Origin of the sequence: Achromobacter sp., assembly GCF_032102605.1 — a bacterium.
Taxonomy (GTDB): Bacteria; Pseudomonadota; Gammaproteobacteria; order Burkholderiales; family Burkholderiaceae_B; genus Achromobacter.
The window spans coordinates 24,996-38,871 of sequence record NZ_DAMDGT010000025.1 but is presented as its reverse complement, the minus strand read 5'-3'; the positions used below and the strand labels follow the sequence as shown (position 1 = coordinate 38,871).

General features: G+C 63.2%; 14 protein-coding genes. 8 read left to right on the top strand and 6 right to left on the bottom strand.

Annotated features, from left to right (window positions below):
* Positions 1-279 precede the first annotated feature (279 nt).
* Together RT614_RS28665 and RT614_RS28660 are read right to left on the bottom strand one after the other, a co-directional pair.
* Positions 280-1,296: a tripartite tricarboxylate transporter substrate binding protein gene (locus tag RT614_RS28665; protein ID WP_313625943.1), complete on the bottom strand. Its 1,017-nt coding sequence runs from the start codon at positions 1,294-1,296 to the stop codon at positions 280-282.
* 88 nt (positions 1,297-1,384) lie between these two features.
* The gene (locus tag RT614_RS28660; RefSeq protein WP_313625941.1) at positions 1,385-2,158 is read right to left on the bottom strand and encodes an IclR family transcriptional regulator C-terminal domain-containing protein; all 774 of its coding nucleotides are present in this window, start codon (positions 2,156-2,158) and stop codon (positions 1,385-1,387) included.
* A gap of 162 nt (positions 2,159-2,320) precedes the next feature.
* Between RT614_RS28660 and RT614_RS28655 the strand changes: the two genes are divergently transcribed.
* From RT614_RS28655 to RT614_RS28630, 6 genes are read left to right on the top strand one after another with little or no spacing between them, the layout of a single operon-like run.
* A complete protein-coding gene (locus tag RT614_RS28655) occupies positions 2,321-2,794 on the top strand; it encodes a MaoC family dehydratase (protein WP_313625939.1) in 474 nt (157 codons plus the stop codon).
* A gap of 11 nt (positions 2,795-2,805) precedes the next feature.
* A complete protein-coding gene (locus RT614_RS28650; protein ID WP_313625938.1) occupies positions 2,806-3,240 on the top strand; it encodes a MaoC family dehydratase in 435 nt (144 codons plus the stop codon).
* A 55-nt stretch (positions 3,241-3,295) separates the two neighbouring features.
* Complete coding sequence (locus tag RT614_RS28645) at positions 3,296-4,282, top strand: tripartite tricarboxylate transporter substrate binding protein (RefSeq protein WP_313625936.1); 987 nt, start codon at positions 3,296-3,298, stop codon at positions 4,280-4,282.
* 8 nt (positions 4,283-4,290) lie between these two features.
* Entirely contained in the window at positions 4,291-5,556 is a 1,266-nt protein-coding gene (locus RT614_RS28640; protein ID WP_313625934.1) for a CaiB/BaiF CoA-transferase family protein, read from the top strand.
* An 11-nt stretch (positions 5,557-5,567) separates the two neighbouring features.
* Positions 5,568-5,936, top strand: coding sequence for a Zn-ribbon domain-containing OB-fold protein (locus RT614_RS28635; RefSeq protein ID WP_313625932.1), 369 nt, complete (start codon positions 5,568-5,570; stop codon positions 5,934-5,936).
* A complete protein-coding gene (locus tag RT614_RS28630; protein ID WP_313625931.1) occupies positions 5,933-7,090 on the top strand; it encodes an acetyl-CoA acetyltransferase in 1,158 nt (385 codons plus the stop codon). Before RT614_RS28635 ends, RT614_RS28630 begins: the two co-directional genes overlap by 4 nt.
* A gap of 148 nt (positions 7,091-7,238) precedes the next feature.
* On the opposite strand, the gene RT614_RS28625 is transcribed toward RT614_RS28630, so the two are convergent.
* The 4 genes from RT614_RS28625 to RT614_RS28610 form a co-directional block, all read right to left on the bottom strand.
* Complete coding sequence (locus tag RT614_RS28625) at positions 7,239-7,979, bottom strand: amino acid ABC transporter ATP-binding protein (protein WP_313625929.1); 741 nt, start codon at positions 7,977-7,979, stop codon at positions 7,239-7,241.
* Between the two features lie 61 nt (positions 7,980-8,040).
* Complete coding sequence (locus RT614_RS28620) at positions 8,041-9,141, bottom strand: amino acid ABC transporter permease (RefSeq protein ID WP_313625927.1); 1,101 nt, start codon at positions 9,139-9,141, stop codon at positions 8,041-8,043.
* A 1-nt stretch (position 9,142) separates the two neighbouring features.
* Positions 9,143-10,333 carry an amino acid ABC transporter permease gene (locus RT614_RS28615; RefSeq protein WP_313625926.1) on the bottom strand — a complete coding sequence of 397 codons (1,191 nt, stop codon included), beginning with the start codon at positions 10,331-10,333 and terminating at the stop codon, positions 9,143-9,145.
* Between the two features lie 168 nt (positions 10,334-10,501).
* A complete protein-coding gene (locus RT614_RS28610) occupies positions 10,502-11,518 on the bottom strand; it encodes an amino acid ABC transporter substrate-binding protein (protein ID WP_313625924.1) in 1,017 nt (338 codons plus the stop codon).
* A 291-nt stretch (positions 11,519-11,809) separates the two neighbouring features.
* Between RT614_RS28610 and RT614_RS28605 the strand changes: the two genes are divergently transcribed.
* Both RT614_RS28605 and RT614_RS28600 read left to right on the top strand, forming a co-directional pair.
* Complete coding sequence (locus RT614_RS28605; RefSeq protein WP_313625922.1) at positions 11,810-12,565, top strand: ATP-binding cassette domain-containing protein; 756 nt, start codon at positions 11,810-11,812, stop codon at positions 12,563-12,565.
* Positions 12,562-13,470 carry a permease-like cell division protein FtsX gene (locus tag RT614_RS28600; protein ID WP_313625920.1) on the top strand — a complete coding sequence of 303 codons (909 nt, stop codon included), beginning with the start codon at positions 12,562-12,564 and terminating at the stop codon, positions 13,468-13,470. Before RT614_RS28605 ends, RT614_RS28600 begins: the two co-directional genes overlap by 4 nt.
* Positions 13,471-13,876 lie beyond the last annotated feature (406 nt).

Below are 13,876 nucleotides of genomic sequence, written 5' to 3'. Positions count from 1 at the left end.
ATGAGGAGCGATTTACCCGGCCCCGTATCGACTCACAGCCGGCTGGCTAGCTAATAAGGCAACGTCAGTGCAAATGCCTAGAACACAAAAATTCTGACACTCCCCAGCCGCCTCGACAACATGGCCGATGCCGGGCGTCAAAAGAACATTGACCGCCACGAGACGCCCCCCAAACCAAACAACCAAAACAAAAAACGCCCGCCAGAAAACCTCCCGGCAGGCGTCAACCCAACAATCAACAGGCGCCAAGAAAACCCTCGACGCCAGTCGAAAAAAAGCTTAATTCAAGCTCGCACCCGAGATCTTCACAATCTCCTGATACTTCGCCTTCTCGGCCTTCACAAACTCCGCAAACGCTTCAGGCGTCATCGCCCCCGCCTCGGAACCCATGGTCAGCAAACGCTGCTTCACGTCCGCCTGCCCCATCGCCTCGGCGTAAGCCTTGTTCAGCTTAGCCACCACCGGCGCCGGCGTGCCGCCCGTCGTGAACACCCCGAACCACGTGCCCAGGTCAAAGCCCTTCACGCCCGACTCATCAACCGTCGGCACATCCGCCAGCAGCGACGAACGCTGGAGCGTCGTGACGGCCAGCGCCTTCACCTTGCCGTCCTTGATCAGCGGAGCGGACGCCGCCAGATTGTCGAACATGAAATCCGACTGGCCCGACAACAGCGCCAACTGCGCCGGCGCCGCGCCCTGGTAGGGAATGTGCTCCACATTGATGCCAGCGCGCGCCTTCAGCAGCTCGCCCGACAGATGGCCCGCGCTGCCGTTGCCGCCCGAACCGTAGTTCAGCTTGCCCGGGTTCTTCTTGGCATATTCGATCAGGTCCGACAGCTTCTCGATCTTATTCTTCTGCGCGAACTCAACGTTCATCACCAGCACGTTCGGCACCGAAGCCACGATCGTCACCGGCGCGAAATCCTTTACCGGGTCATATGGCAGGTTCGCGAACAGCCAGGGATTGATCGCGTGCGTCGCCACCGCGCCCATCACCAGCGTATAGCCGTCAGGCTGCGCCTTGGCCACCAGGTCCGCGCCGATATTGCCGCCCGCGCCCGAACGGTTTTCCACGATCACGGGCTGGCCCAGCGAGCCACGCACCTTCTCGGCCAGCATACGGGCCATGGTGTCCAGCGGGCCGCCGGGCGGGTAAGGCACGACGAAGCGGATCGGCTTGGACGGGAATTCGGCGGTCTGCGCCAGGGCGGGCGCGCCGAAAGGCAGGGTCGCGGCCAGCGCCACGGCGCCTTGCAACAGGGCGCGGCGGACAGCGCTGCGGGGGGTGTGCGTCATGATGGTGTGCTCCTCACTCTGGATCTATGGCGGCTCGTAGCATACCGCAGAGTCGTCAACAAGGTAACAAAGCGCTACTTAATTTCCGCTAGCGCAAACCCACCATCGTCGCGCGCAGTTGCGACGCCGTCTGCCGCAAGGGCAGCAGAAATTCCTCCACCGCGGCCTCTTCCTTGTATGTGCCCGCAGACAGGCTGACATTCACGGCTGCCACGATGGCGCCGTCTTGATCGCGCACCGGTACAGCCAGGCCGGCGATCGAATCATCCAATTCACCGTCCACCCAGGCATAACCCTGGTCTCGCGCCAGCAAGATTTGGTGGCGCAATTGATCGGAATTCACGACCGTGGCCGCGGTCAGCCTTTTCAGCCGGGCCGTTTCCAGATAGCCCTGCAGCGCCGCATCATCCAGACCCGACAACAGCACCCTGCCCATCGACACCGCATGCGCCGGCAAACGGCTGCCCAGCGAAGGGCTCATGGGCAGGATGCGCTTGGTGTGCAAGCGCTGCACATAGACGATTTCTTCCTCGTCCAGCACCGAGACCGCGCACGACTGCCCAATGCGAGCACCCAGTTCCTCGAGCGACAGTTGGGACTGTCGCCAAAAGGGCAGCGTGTACAGATAAGACAGGCCCAGACGCAGCACCTTGGGCGTGAGCCAGTAGTGCTTGCCATCGCTTTTCACGAAAGACAGTTCGACCAGCGTCATTAAAAAGCGGCGCACCGCTGTGCGCGGCAGATCCACCGCTGACGCGACGTCGGCCAGCGTCTGGCGCGCTTCCCCCTGCCCCATGGTTTCTATGATTTTGAGTCCGCGCGCAAAAGTGCGGACGAAGGATTCGCTTTCAGGGGTTGCCATAGGTGCTCCTGCATACGTGCTTGACACGTCTGCGCTCAACTCTCAGAATGACCGTAAAGCGGATGACTATGTCCGCTTAGCGGTCATTATAGATAACTGATCGTGTTCGCGCAAGTCCGGGCCCGGCAATGCGCCTTCCCCACAACCCGCCCTGGAAAGGCCATGACTCAAACCACATTCGAGACAGATTTCTGGAAAGACGCCGCCACGCGCAAAATCTGGGACGACATCGTCCCTGGCGAGCCTCGCGAAACCATTCCCTACACCCTGACGCTGGAAGCCATTCAAAAGTACTGCCGTGTCGTCGGCGACACGCACCCCCTGTACTTCGATGAGGCGTACGCGCTGAAGTCCCCCTACAAAGGCCTGATCGCCCCGCCGGCCATCCACATCCTCCTGATGTTCTCGTGCACGCCCGCCGATGACTGGATGCGCAGCCCCGGCACGGTTAATGCCGGCCAATCCTGGAGCTACAACATCCCCGCGCGTCCGGGCGATGTCATCCGGCTTGAAGCCCGCGCGCTGGACAAGTTCATCCGCAAGGACCGCCTGTTCGTCGTGCACGACAACGTCTTCTTCAACCAGAACAACGAAGTGATCTGCTCCGGCCGCGGCTGGACTATCCGGCCCATGTAAGGAGCATGAAGATGACCCAAACTTTCGACTCGCTCGCAATCGGCCAGAAAATCGAAGGGACGCCCTTCTCGCCCACCCGTGAATCAATCCGCGCCTTCTGCGAAGCCTCGCTGGACTACAACCCCCTGCACCTGGACGACAACTACATGCAGGGCGACTTCGGCCGCACCAACTTCGGCGGCATCATCATGCACGGCATGAACAACTTCGGCGTGATCACGCGCATGCTGACCGACTGGCTCTATGAGCGTGGCGGAGTCCAACGCCGCCTGGAGACGCGCTGGAAAGCGCCCGTCAAACCTGGCGACACCATTACCCCGCTGGCGGTGATCACGGCCACGCGCAAGACCGAGCAAAGCCGCTGGGCGACGCTGGACGTGCAAGTGCTCAATCAGCGCGGCGAAACCGTGGCAGTGGGCGAAGCCATGGTGGAGTTCCCCCACTGATGCCTCCGGTATCCGCCACGCGGATACCGGTTAATAAAAATTCGAGGAGACAATAATGAATCGCTGGTACCACACGGCTGCCTCCCTGTGCCTGGGAATGCTCTGCCTATTACCGATGGGCGCGCGCGCACAGGATTTCCCCGATCATCCCGTTCGCCTGGTCGTGCCCTTTCCTCCCGGCGGCACCACCGACATCCTGGCACGGATGCTGAGCAACACGCTGGGCACGGAATGGAAACAGCCCGTGGTGGTCGAGAACAAGCCCGGCGCCAGCGGCACGATCTTTTCCGAACAACTGGCCCGCACACCCGCCGACGGCTATACGTTGATGGTGACGGCCACGCACCACGTGATCAACCCAGCGCTGTACAAGAACTTGCGCTACGACAGCAAGAAGGACTTCACTCCAGTAGCGCTGGTTGCCGCGGTACCCAATGTGCTCGTGGTCAACCCGGACTTCGCCGCACGCAATCACATCGGCAGCGTCGCGGACCTGATCGCCTACGCCAAGGCCAACCCCGGCAAGGTCAACTTTGGCTCGGCTGGTACTGGCGGCGCCAACCACCTATCCGGTGAGTTGTTCAAGACCTTGACTGGCGTGTCCATGATTCACATTCCATACAAAGGCGCAGCGCCCGCCTTGAACGACTTGCTGGGCGGCCAGATCCCCATCATGTTCGACTCGGTACCCGGCGTGCTGCAGCACATCAAGGCCGGCAAGCTGCGCGCCTTGGCCGTGACCTCCCTGACACGCTCGCCGGCCTTGCCCGATGTGCCGACGCTCGATGAGGCGGGCGTCAAGGGCTTCGAGGCCACGGCCTGGTTCGGCCTGTATGCACCTGGCAGCATGGATCCCAAATTGCTCGCCAAACTTTCAAACGACATCCAGACCGCATTGCGCTCTCCGTCCATCCAAGAACAGTTCGCGCAGCAAGGTGCCATGCCAGGCTCAATGACGCAGCCCGAGTACGCGCGCTTTGTCGATGCGGAGATGGACAAGTGGGCCAAAGTCATAAACGACGCCCACATCGCCATCCAATAGGAGCATTCATGACGGCAACTCCCGCAAGCAAGACGCCGGCACTTGGCGCTCTTTCTCACATCCGCGTACTGGATCTGTCGCGCATCCTGGCCGGTCCCTGGTGCACGCAAAACCTGGCCGACCTTGGCGCGGACGTGATCAAGATCGAACGCCCCGGAACGGGCGACGACACACGCGCCTGGGGGCCGCCCTGGGTCCGCGACGGCGCGGGCCAGGACACGCGTGACTCCTCCTACTATGCTGCCGCCAACCGTGGGAAGAAATCGCTGACCCTCGACATCTCCAAACCCGAGGGTCAGCGCATCGTGCGAGAACTGGCGGCGCAAAGCGATGTGTTCATCGAAAACTACAAGATCGGCGACCTCAAGCGCTACGGCCTGGACTACGACAGCCTGCGCGCCATCAACCCGCGATTGGTTTACTGCTCCATCACCGGATACGGCCAGGAAGGCCCCAGCGCCAGCAAGCCGGGCTATGACTTCGTCTTCCAGGCCATCGGCGGCCTCATGAGCATTACCGGCGAACGCGACGACCTGCCTGGCGGCGGTCCGCAAAAAGCCGGTATCGCCATCGCCGATGTCATCACCGGCATGTATGCCACCATCGCCATCCTCGCAGCGCTGAATCACCGCGATGTCTCCGGCCAGGGCCAATACATCGACATGGCCCTGCTCGACTGCATCGTGGCCCTGGGCGGCAACCAGGTCACCGGCTACTTCGCCAATGGAAACGCCCCCAAGCGCTATGGCAACGCCCATGCCAGCCTGGTTCCCTACCAGGTCTTTGCCGTTGCCGATGGCGAGATCGTCGTGGCCGTGGGCAATGACGATCAATGGCAACGCTATTGCGCTGCTATCGACCGCCCTGACCTCGCTGCCGATACACGCTGGACCAAAGTCACGGGGCGCATCCAGGGCCGCGACACTCTGGTACCCGAACTGGCGCGCAGTATGCTGACGCGGCCCGCCGCCGACTGGATCGAAAGGCTGGAAGCGAAGGGCGTGCCCTGCGGTTGCATCAACGATTACGAACAGGTTTTCCAGGACCCGCAGGTGCGGCACCGCGGACTGCGCGTGGACATTCCCCGGCCCCCGCACGCCGATGTCGATGGCCTGGTGTCCACGATCGCCAGTCCCCTGCGGCTGCGCGATACGCCGCCGCGCTACGACCTTCCGCCGCCGCGCCTGGGCGACAACACGGACAGCGTGCTGAGCACATTGCTGGGCTACAGCGCCGAACAAATCACCCGGCTGCGTGAACAGCGTATCGTTTGAATGGACCCCCGATGACCCAACAGGAATCCCCGTTGGCGGCCTACCGTCGCCAGTTATCCGCAGGCCAGCTCGCGTATCAGTACGATACGCAGACCGCAAGGGCTGTCTTTCCTCCGCGCGTAATCGGACCGGCCTCCGGCAACCCGACGCTCGAATGGCGCCTGAGCGCCGGCCTGGGCACGGTGCACGCAGTCACGGTCGTGCATCCGCGTGATCAGGACACCTACAACGTCGTCCTGGTCGACCTGGACGAGGGCTTTCGCCTCATGAGCCGGGTCGAAGGCAAGCCCGCCATTGGCATGCGTGTGCGCATGCGCGTTCATACGTCGCCCGACGGCGGCGCTTCCTTTCCCGTCTTCGACATCGAGGAGTCCGCATGACCCTCGCCCTGCAACGCGGCAGCGTCGCCATCGTCGGCGTCGCCGAATCCGACCTGGGCAAGGTCATGCCCGGACTCGGCCCTATCGATCTCATGGCGCAGGCCGTGGTGCGTGCGCTGGACGACTGCGGCCTGCGATTGGGCGAGGTCGACGGACTGTTCGCTACCACCTCGCAAAGCCGCATGCCCACGCTGGCGCTGGCCGAATACCTCGGCATCCAGCCGCGCTATCACGATGCCACGAACATGGGCGGCGCCTCATTCATGACCATGGTCGCACGCGCGCATGCCGCCATCGAGGCCGGCCTGATCCAAGTAGCCGTCATCGCCTACGGCAGCACCCAGCGCAGCCTGGGGCGGGCCAACGTCGCCGCACCCGACCCCAACCCGCATGAGGCCCCCTACGGACCCCTGTACACAGCCAGTTCCTACGCGCTGGCCGCCTCGCGCCACATGCACCAGTACGGCACGACTCGACGACAACTCGCCGAAATCGCCGTCGCCGCGCGGCAATGGGCGCTGCTCAACCCCGCCGCCTGGGAGACCAAACCGCTTACCGTCGAAGACGTCCTCGCCTCGCCCATGATCAGCGAACCACTCACCCTGCGCGACTGCTGCCTGGTCACCGACGGTGGCGGCGCCGTGGTGCTGGCCAGCGCCGAGCGCGCTCAAGCCCTGCGACGCTCGCCTGCCTATGTGCTGGGGGTGGGCGAGGCGCTCGGGCACTATTCGATCTCCACGATGCCCGACCTCACTACCACGGCTGCCGTGGATTCCGGGGCCCAGGCTTATCGCATGGCCGGCCTCGCGGCCCGGGATATCGACGTCTTACAGCTCTACGACGCCTTCACGATCACGCCATTGCTCTTTCTGGAAGACTTGGGCTTTTGTCCCAAAGGCGAAGGTGGCCGCTACGTCGAAAACGGCCGCATCGCGCCAGGCGGCGAACTGGCCGTCAACACCAACGGTGGCGGCCTATCGTATTGCCACCCCGGCATGTACGGCATCTTCGCGCTTATCGAAGCTGTGCGCCAATTGCGGGGCGAGTGCGGCGAGCGGCAAAGCGCCAACTGCCACACCGCGCTGGCGCATGGCAATGGCGGCACCCTATCCAGCCAAAGCACGGTGATCCTGGGAAGCGCCGCGACGCTATAGAACCGAACGCATTCCGCACAGGCGCAAAGCCATGCCCAACCCGATATTCCAGAAACAATAATCCCCACTCAGCGCTTCGCTTCGTGGGGATCGGGCTGATCCATCTCGTTGAGCCCTTGCGGCGGGCTCTCGGAACTTCCAGCGGGGATCAGTGCAGGATCTGGCTCAAGAAGAGCTTCGTCCGTTCGTTCTGCGGATTATCGAAGAACTCGTCCGGATTGTTCTGCTCGATGATCTCGCCGCGGTCCATGAAGATCACGCGATTCGCGACCTTGCGCGCAAAACCCATTTCGTGGGTCACGCAAATCATCGTCATGCCGCTTTCCTGGGCCAGGCTGACCATCACGTCCAGCACTTCCTTCACCATTTCCGGATCCAGCGCGGAAGTCGGCTCATCGAACAGCATGATCTTGGGATTCATGCACAACGAGCGCGCGATCGCCACACGCTGCTGCTGCCCGCCCGACAACTGGCCCGGAAACTTCTTGGCCTGCTCCGGAATGCGCACGCGCTGCAGATACTTCATCGCGGTGGCTTCCGCTTCCGCGCGCGGCTTCTTCAGCACCCACATCGGGCCCAGCGTCAGGTTCTCCAGCACCGTCAGGTGAGGGAACAGATTGAAGTGCTGGAACACCATGCCCACGTCCTTGCGGATCGTCTCGATGTGCTTCAGGTCATTGGTGAGCTCCGTGCCGTCCACGATGATGTGGCCCTTCTGGTGCTCTTCCAGCCGGTTGATGCAGCGGATCATCGTGGACTTGCCCGAACCCGAAGGTCCGCACACCACGATGCGCTCGCCTGGCGCGACGTCCAGGTTGATGTTGCGCAACACGTGGAACTGGCCGTACCACTTGTTCACGTCCTGCAAACGAATAATGGCATCCGACATGCCTGTACTCCCGTAAGTATCGCTGGGCGCGCCCGCCTTGCGGCGGACGCGCGGCATATTGCTAGCGTGCGTGACCCGTGGCCAGGCGCTTTTCCAACGCCTGGCTGTATTTGGACATGGAGAAGCAGAAGACGAAGTAGATCAGCGAAATGAACAGGTACGCCTCCACCCCGAATCCGCGCCATGCCGCGTCGGACAAGGCTGCCTTGGCCGCCAGCGTCAGGTCGAAGATACCGATGATCACCACCAGCGACGTGTCCTTGAACAGCGCGATGAAAATGCTGACCAGCGGCGGAATCACGATCTTCAGCGCCTGCGGCAGGATGATCTTGCGCATCTGCTGCCAGTAGTTCAGCCCGAGCGAATCGGCGCCTTCGTACTGTCCCTTCGGAATCGCCTGCAGACCGCCCCGCACCGTTTCCGCGATGTAGGCCGCGGCGAACATGATGATGGCGATCTGCGCGCGCAAGAGCTTGTCGATCGAAAATCCTTCCGGCAGGAACAGCGGCAGCATCACCGACGACATGAACAGCAGGCTGATCAGCGGCACGCCGCGGATCAGCTCGATGTACACGACGCACAGCGCCTTGATCGCGGGCATCTTGGAACGCCGGCCCAGGGCCAGCAGCACGCCGATGGGGAAAGCGAAGGCGATGCCGAACGTGGACAGGATCAGCGTCAGCGGCAGGCCGCCCCAGCGCGAGTTTTCCACGTACGTCAGGCCGAAGACGCCGCCCCACATCAGCAGCGCCACGGCGGTCAGGCCGACGGTCCAGATGACGGCGAGCTTCCAGTTCCAGAAACGGCGGATGCCGCTGCAGACGATCACCGCCACCAGGATGACGGTGGCGATCAGCGGCCGCCATTGTTCGTCGTACGGATACGTGCCGAACAGGATCAGCCGGTGCTTTTCGATGATGAACGCCCAGCAGGCGCCGCCGGATGCGCGGCATTCCTGGGCATTGGCCGCGGTGAAGTTGGCCTTGATGAAGGCCCACTCCACCAGCGCCGGCACCGCCATCAACAGGAACCACGCCAGCAGAACCGTGATCAGGATGTTCAGCGGCGACGAAAACAGGCGGCTCTTGAGCCACGCCAGCGGACCGGTGTGGTTGCTGGGCGGCGGCAGGGCTTCGCTGGGGGTATGCGTAGTGCTGCTCATATCAACGCTCCACCAGCGCGATGCGCTTGTTGTACCAGTTCATGAAGATCGAGATCGACAGGCTGACCGTGAGGTACGCGCCCATGATGATGAGAATGCCCTCGATGGCCTGGCCCGTCTGGTTCAGCGTCGTGTTCACCACCGACACGATGTCGGGGTAGCCGATGGCCACGGCCAGCGAGCTGTTCTTCGTGAGGTTCAGGTACTGGCTGGTCATCGGCGGGATGATGACGCGCAGCGCCTGCGGCAGGATCACCAGGCGCAGCACCTTCGCGCGCGGCAAACCCAGGGAACCTGCGGCTTCCCATTGGCCATTGTTGACCGCCTGGATACCCGAACGAACGACCTCGGCGATGAACGCCGACGTGTAGATCACCAGGCCCGCCAGCAACGCGGCGAATTCCGGCGACAGCGTCAGGCCGCCCGAAAAGTTGAAGCCCTTGAGCTCCGGCATGTTCAGCGTCAGCGACGCGCCGCTGACCAGCCAGCCCACGATCGGCAGGCCGATCAACAGGCCGATGGCCCAGCGGCCCAGCGGGAACATATGGCCGGTGGCCTCGTGGCGCTTCTTGCCGTAATGGCCCAGGAAGATGATGGCGACGATGGCCAGTCCCAGCCCGGCCAGCATCCAGTCCAGCGAGTTGCCTTCCAGCGAGGGCACCTTCAGGCCGCGGTTGGAAATGAACACGCCCGGCAACGGGTTGTGCGCCTGGCGCGGGCCGGGCATGTTCTCGGTGATCAGGGCGTACCAGAAGAACAGCTGCAGCAGCAGCGGCACGTTGCGCATCACCTCGACGTAGACGGAGGTGATCTTGGCGACCAGCCAGTTCTTGGACAGGCGCCCGATACCGATGAGCGTGCCGAGGATGGTCGCGAGCACGATGCCCAGGACGGCGACGCGCAGCGTATTGAGCAGGCCCACCATGATGGCGCGGCCGTAAGTGTCTGCGGGGGAATAAGCGATGGCCGTTTCGCCGATCGCAAAACCTGCCTCACGGTTCAGGAATCCGAACCCCGTGGCGATGTTGCGCACGGACAGGTTGTGAAGCGTGTTTGAAACCAGGAACCACACGGCCCAGGCTACCGCGGTCAGCGCAAGCACCTGGTAGACCACGGAGCGTACGCCGGGATCGTTCCAGTTCAGACGCCGTGGGGGTGCCGAAAGCGGGGCGTTTTTGTTGGGAGTCGTCATGATGAATCTACAGAAGTCGGACACCGGATGGCAGACCGGAAAAGCCGCGCCACCCACTTCTGCCGCCCGCCCGAAGGCGGGTTAGGGCCTGTCAAGAATACACGTCAAGTGCTGACAGGCCCTAGGCATAACGGAGCGCCGGTCTCCGTCATGCCAGGCAGCCGCGCGTTAGCGCACCGGCCAGCCGTACATCAAGCCACCTTGCTTGTACGAAGCGTTCAAGCCGCGCTCCAGCTTCATGGCGCTGTTCTTGCCCAGCGTGGCTTCGAAGCTTTCGCCGTAGTTGCCCACGTTCTTGATGATGTTGTAGGCCCACTTGTCATCCACGCCCAGGTTCTTGCCCATGCCCGGCGTCACGCCCAGGATGCGCTGGATGTTGGGGTTGGGGCTCTTGGTCATTTCATCGACGTTGGCCTTGGTGATGCCGTATTCCTCGGCTTCCAGCATCGCGTTCAGCGACCAGCGCACGATGTTGAACCATTGTTCGTCGCCCTGGCGCACCATGGGGCCCAGCGGCTCCTTGGAGAAGTCTTCCGGCAGGATGACGAACTTGTCGGGGTTCTCGAGCGTCGTGCGGGTGGAAGCCAGTTGCGACTTGTCGGTCGTGAAGGCGTCGCAGCGGCCGGCCGAGAAGGCGCGGATGATTTCGTCGTACTTGTCGATCACGACCGGCTTGAATTCGATCTTCTGGCCGCGGAACCAGTCAGCCAGGTTCAGTTCGGTGGTGGTGCCGGGCTGCACGCAGATCGTGGCGCCGTTCAGTTCCTTCGCGCTCTTGACGTTCAGGTCCTTCGAGACCATGACGCCTTGGCTGTCGTAGTAGTTCACGCCCACGCCGATCAGGCCCAGCGTCGTGTCGCGCGTCAGCGTCACGGTGGTGTTGCGGGTCAGGACGTCGATTTCACCGGATTGCAAGGCGGTGAAGCGCTGCTGGGTGTTCAGGGGGGTGAACTTCACCTTGGTGGCGTCGCCGAACATCGTCGAGGCGATGGCGCGGCACATGTCCACGTCGATGCCACGGTATTCGCCCTTGCTGTCAGCGATGGAGAAACCCGGGATGCCCGTTGAAACCCCACACTGGACAAACCCTTTCTTCTTGACGTTTTCAAAGGTTGCGCCCGCATTGGCGGCCGCGGATACAGCAAGCAGGGCAGCGCCAACGGCAGCGAGTTTCAGTACTTTCATCGTGATCTCCGTGTGGGATGAAGCGAATCCAAAGCAAGGGCCGGGTTGGGCCCACGCATGGGGCGGATGGTAGCGTCCGAAAAGCACGCTCCGCATCCGGGAATTCCCTTGAAATATAGGGACACTGGATGAAATGAAACGCCGTTCTTGATGAAAAACAGGGACGTGTTTTGGGCTTTGCTCTGCGATGGTGCACCGTCCGGGCGAGACGGTTTCGGCACCCCTGGGCCAGGAGATGTAGGCCACCTTACTGTCCCCGAGTTACTATGGCGGCTTCATCCGACAGCCGCCATGATCGAATTCCAGCACGTATTCAAATCGTATGGTCGCGGCCGCAATATTCTGGCCGACATCAACTTCCGCGTAAGCGCGGGAGAGTTCGTTTTCGTATCGGGGCCGTCCGGCGCCGGCAAGTCCACTTTGCTCAAGCTGATCGGCGGGCTGGAGCCCGCCAGCCGCGGATCCATACAGGTGAACGGCCAGCGCCTGGACAAGCTGCCCGCCCGCGCCCGGCCTTACCTGCGCCGCGCGGTGGGCGTCATCCTGCAGGACACTCACCTGCTGTTCGATCGAAGCGCATTCGAAAACGTCATGCTGCCCCTGGCCGTCCAGGGACATCCCTGGGAATCCGCCGCGTCGCGCGCCCGCGCCGCGCTGGACAAGGTCGGGCTGTCGGGCAAGGAAGATCTCAACCCCATCGAATTGTCCGGCGGCGAACAGCAGCGCCTGGCGATCGCCCGCGCCATCGTCAACCGGCCGGCCATCCTGATCGCGGACGAGCCCACGGCCAACCTTGATCACGACAACGCGCAACGCATCATGAATGTGTTCCGCGACTTCAACCGCGTCGGCGTGACCACGCTGATCGCCTCGCACGACCAGGAACTCATGGCGCGCTACGCCACCCGCACCCTGCGCATCGATCCGGGCAAGTTCGCCGATTCCCATGGCCCCGCGGCCGCGCCCGAGGCCGCGGCTTCGCAGGCACCCCCGGCGCGCCAGGGCCGCAGCGAACCGGGCCTGGGCCGTTCCGGAGAGTCCGCATGAACTCCTGGCTGCGGCAACATCGATACGCCCTGCTGGTCACCCTGCGCCGGCTGATCAAGCAACCTTTCTCGTCCCTGGCCAACCTGCTGGTCATGGCTCTGGCGTTGGCGCTGCCGCTTTTGGGCAGCGCGATCCTGGTGTCCGTGCAGCCGGTGGCGCGCCAGATGTCGGTCACCCCGGAAGTCACCGTCTACATGCGCGTGGACGCCCCCGCCGGCGCCGCCGCGGACGTGGCCAAGCGCATCAAGGACGAATATCCCGACGACGTGCGCGCCGTCCGTGTCGCGGGCCGCGAAGACGCCCTGGCCGACCTGCGCGCCAACCCGGCCTGGGAGCAGGCGCTGGCCGTGCTGCCGGGCAACCCCCTTCCGGACGCAGTGATCGTCACCCTGGCCGACGGCGACAACCTGGCCGGACGCGCCGACGCGCTGGCCGGCGCCTGGAAGCAATGGAACCACGTGGACCTGGTGCAGCTGGACAGCGCCTGGGTGCAGCGGCTGGAGGCCATCCTGCGCTTTGCGCGCATCGGCCTGGGCTTCCTGGCCGCCTGCGTGGCGGTCGTGGTGCTGGCCACCGTTTTCAACACGGTTCGCATGCAGGCGCTGTCGCAACGCGAGGAAATCGGCGTGGCGCGTCTGGTTGGCGCCACTGAATCCTTCGTGCGGCGCCCCTTCTTGTATCTGGGCGCGCTATCGGGCGCCCTGGCCTCTCTGCTGGCCATCGGCGTGGCGGCGATTGCGCTGTCGCCCCTGAACGAGGCCCTGCTTGGGCTGGCCCGCAGCTACGGGGCTGAATTCGCCCTGCACCTGCCGGGCGCTTCCGTCCTGGTGGGCGCGGTCATCGCCTCTGCCGCGCTGGGCGCGCTGTCCGCCCGCTGGTCGGTTACACGCAGCACGCGCTTCTAGATCCCGGGGGCCAGCCGCCCCCAATCCCTCTGCCCCAGCGCCCTTCCGGGCGGCCAAAACGCGTCGATGTGACCCGCGTGCGCGCCGCCCGTGAATCCTCCGGAACAAAACGCGGGCCTAAAGCTCCGTTTGAACCCCGTTCCTCCCCGTGATCCGGGGAAAGACCGCCAACAGCCGTGTGTAGGATGGTTGCCTGCCCCGAGTGCACGCCTGGATGTTGCGACTGTTGCCGCAAGACGAGCGGCACGAGGAAGTTTCCGATAAACGACGCCCTTGGCGCGATTTACACAGTTTTCTCCCATTGACTGCCGGGATATGCAAGAATAAAGCGACATTTTTGTACATGTTTTGATACAAACACCGCTTCTGTCTGCATTTCTAGTGTCTCAATCGCCGTTTTTGCCCA

Excerpts from the sequence above, each read along its gene's own strand:
- RT614_RS28655 (WP_313625939.1), top strand. The coding sequence starts at position 2,321 with ATGACTCAAACCACATTCGAGACAGATTTCTGGAAAGACGCCGCCACG.
- RT614_RS28635 (WP_313625932.1), top strand. The coding sequence starts at position 5,568 with ATGACCCAACAGGAATCCCCGTTGGCGGCCTACCGTCGCCAGTTATCC.
- RT614_RS28630 (WP_313625931.1), top strand. The coding sequence starts at position 5,933 with ATGACCCTCGCCCTGCAACGCGGCAGCGTCGCCATCGTCGGCGTCGCC.
- RT614_RS28640 (WP_313625934.1), top strand. The coding sequence starts at position 4,291 with ATGACGGCAACTCCCGCAAGCAAGACGCCGGCACTTGGCGCTCTTTCT.
- RT614_RS28645 (WP_313625936.1), top strand. The coding sequence starts at position 3,296 with ATGAATCGCTGGTACCACACGGCTGCCTCCCTGTGCCTGGGAATGCTC.
- RT614_RS28660 (WP_313625941.1), bottom strand. The coding sequence starts at position 2,158 with ATGGCAACCCCTGAAAGCGAATCCTTCGTCCGCACTTTTGCGCGCGGA.
- RT614_RS28665 (WP_313625943.1), bottom strand. The coding sequence starts at position 1,296 with ATGACGCACACCCCCCGCAGCGCTGTCCGCCGCGCCCTGTTGCAAGGC.
- RT614_RS28615 (WP_313625926.1), bottom strand. The coding sequence starts at position 10,333 with ATGACGACTCCCAACAAAAACGCCCCGCTTTCGGCACCCCCACGGCGT.
- RT614_RS28610 (WP_313625924.1), bottom strand. The coding sequence starts at position 11,518 with ATGAAAGTACTGAAACTCGCTGCCGTTGGCGCTGCCCTGCTTGCTGTA.
- RT614_RS28605 (WP_313625922.1), top strand. The coding sequence starts at position 11,810 with ATGATCGAATTCCAGCACGTATTCAAATCGTATGGTCGCGGCCGCAAT.
- RT614_RS28650 (WP_313625938.1), top strand. The coding sequence starts at position 2,806 with ATGACCCAAACTTTCGACTCGCTCGCAATCGGCCAGAAAATCGAAGGG.
- RT614_RS28600 (WP_313625920.1), top strand. The coding sequence starts at position 12,562 with ATGAACTCCTGGCTGCGGCAACATCGATACGCCCTGCTGGTCACCCTG.
- RT614_RS28625 (WP_313625929.1), bottom strand. The coding sequence starts at position 7,979 with ATGTCGGATGCCATTATTCGTTTGCAGGACGTGAACAAGTGGTACGGC.
- RT614_RS28620 (WP_313625927.1), bottom strand. The coding sequence starts at position 9,141 with ATGAGCAGCACTACGCATACCCCCAGCGAAGCCCTGCCGCCGCCCAGC.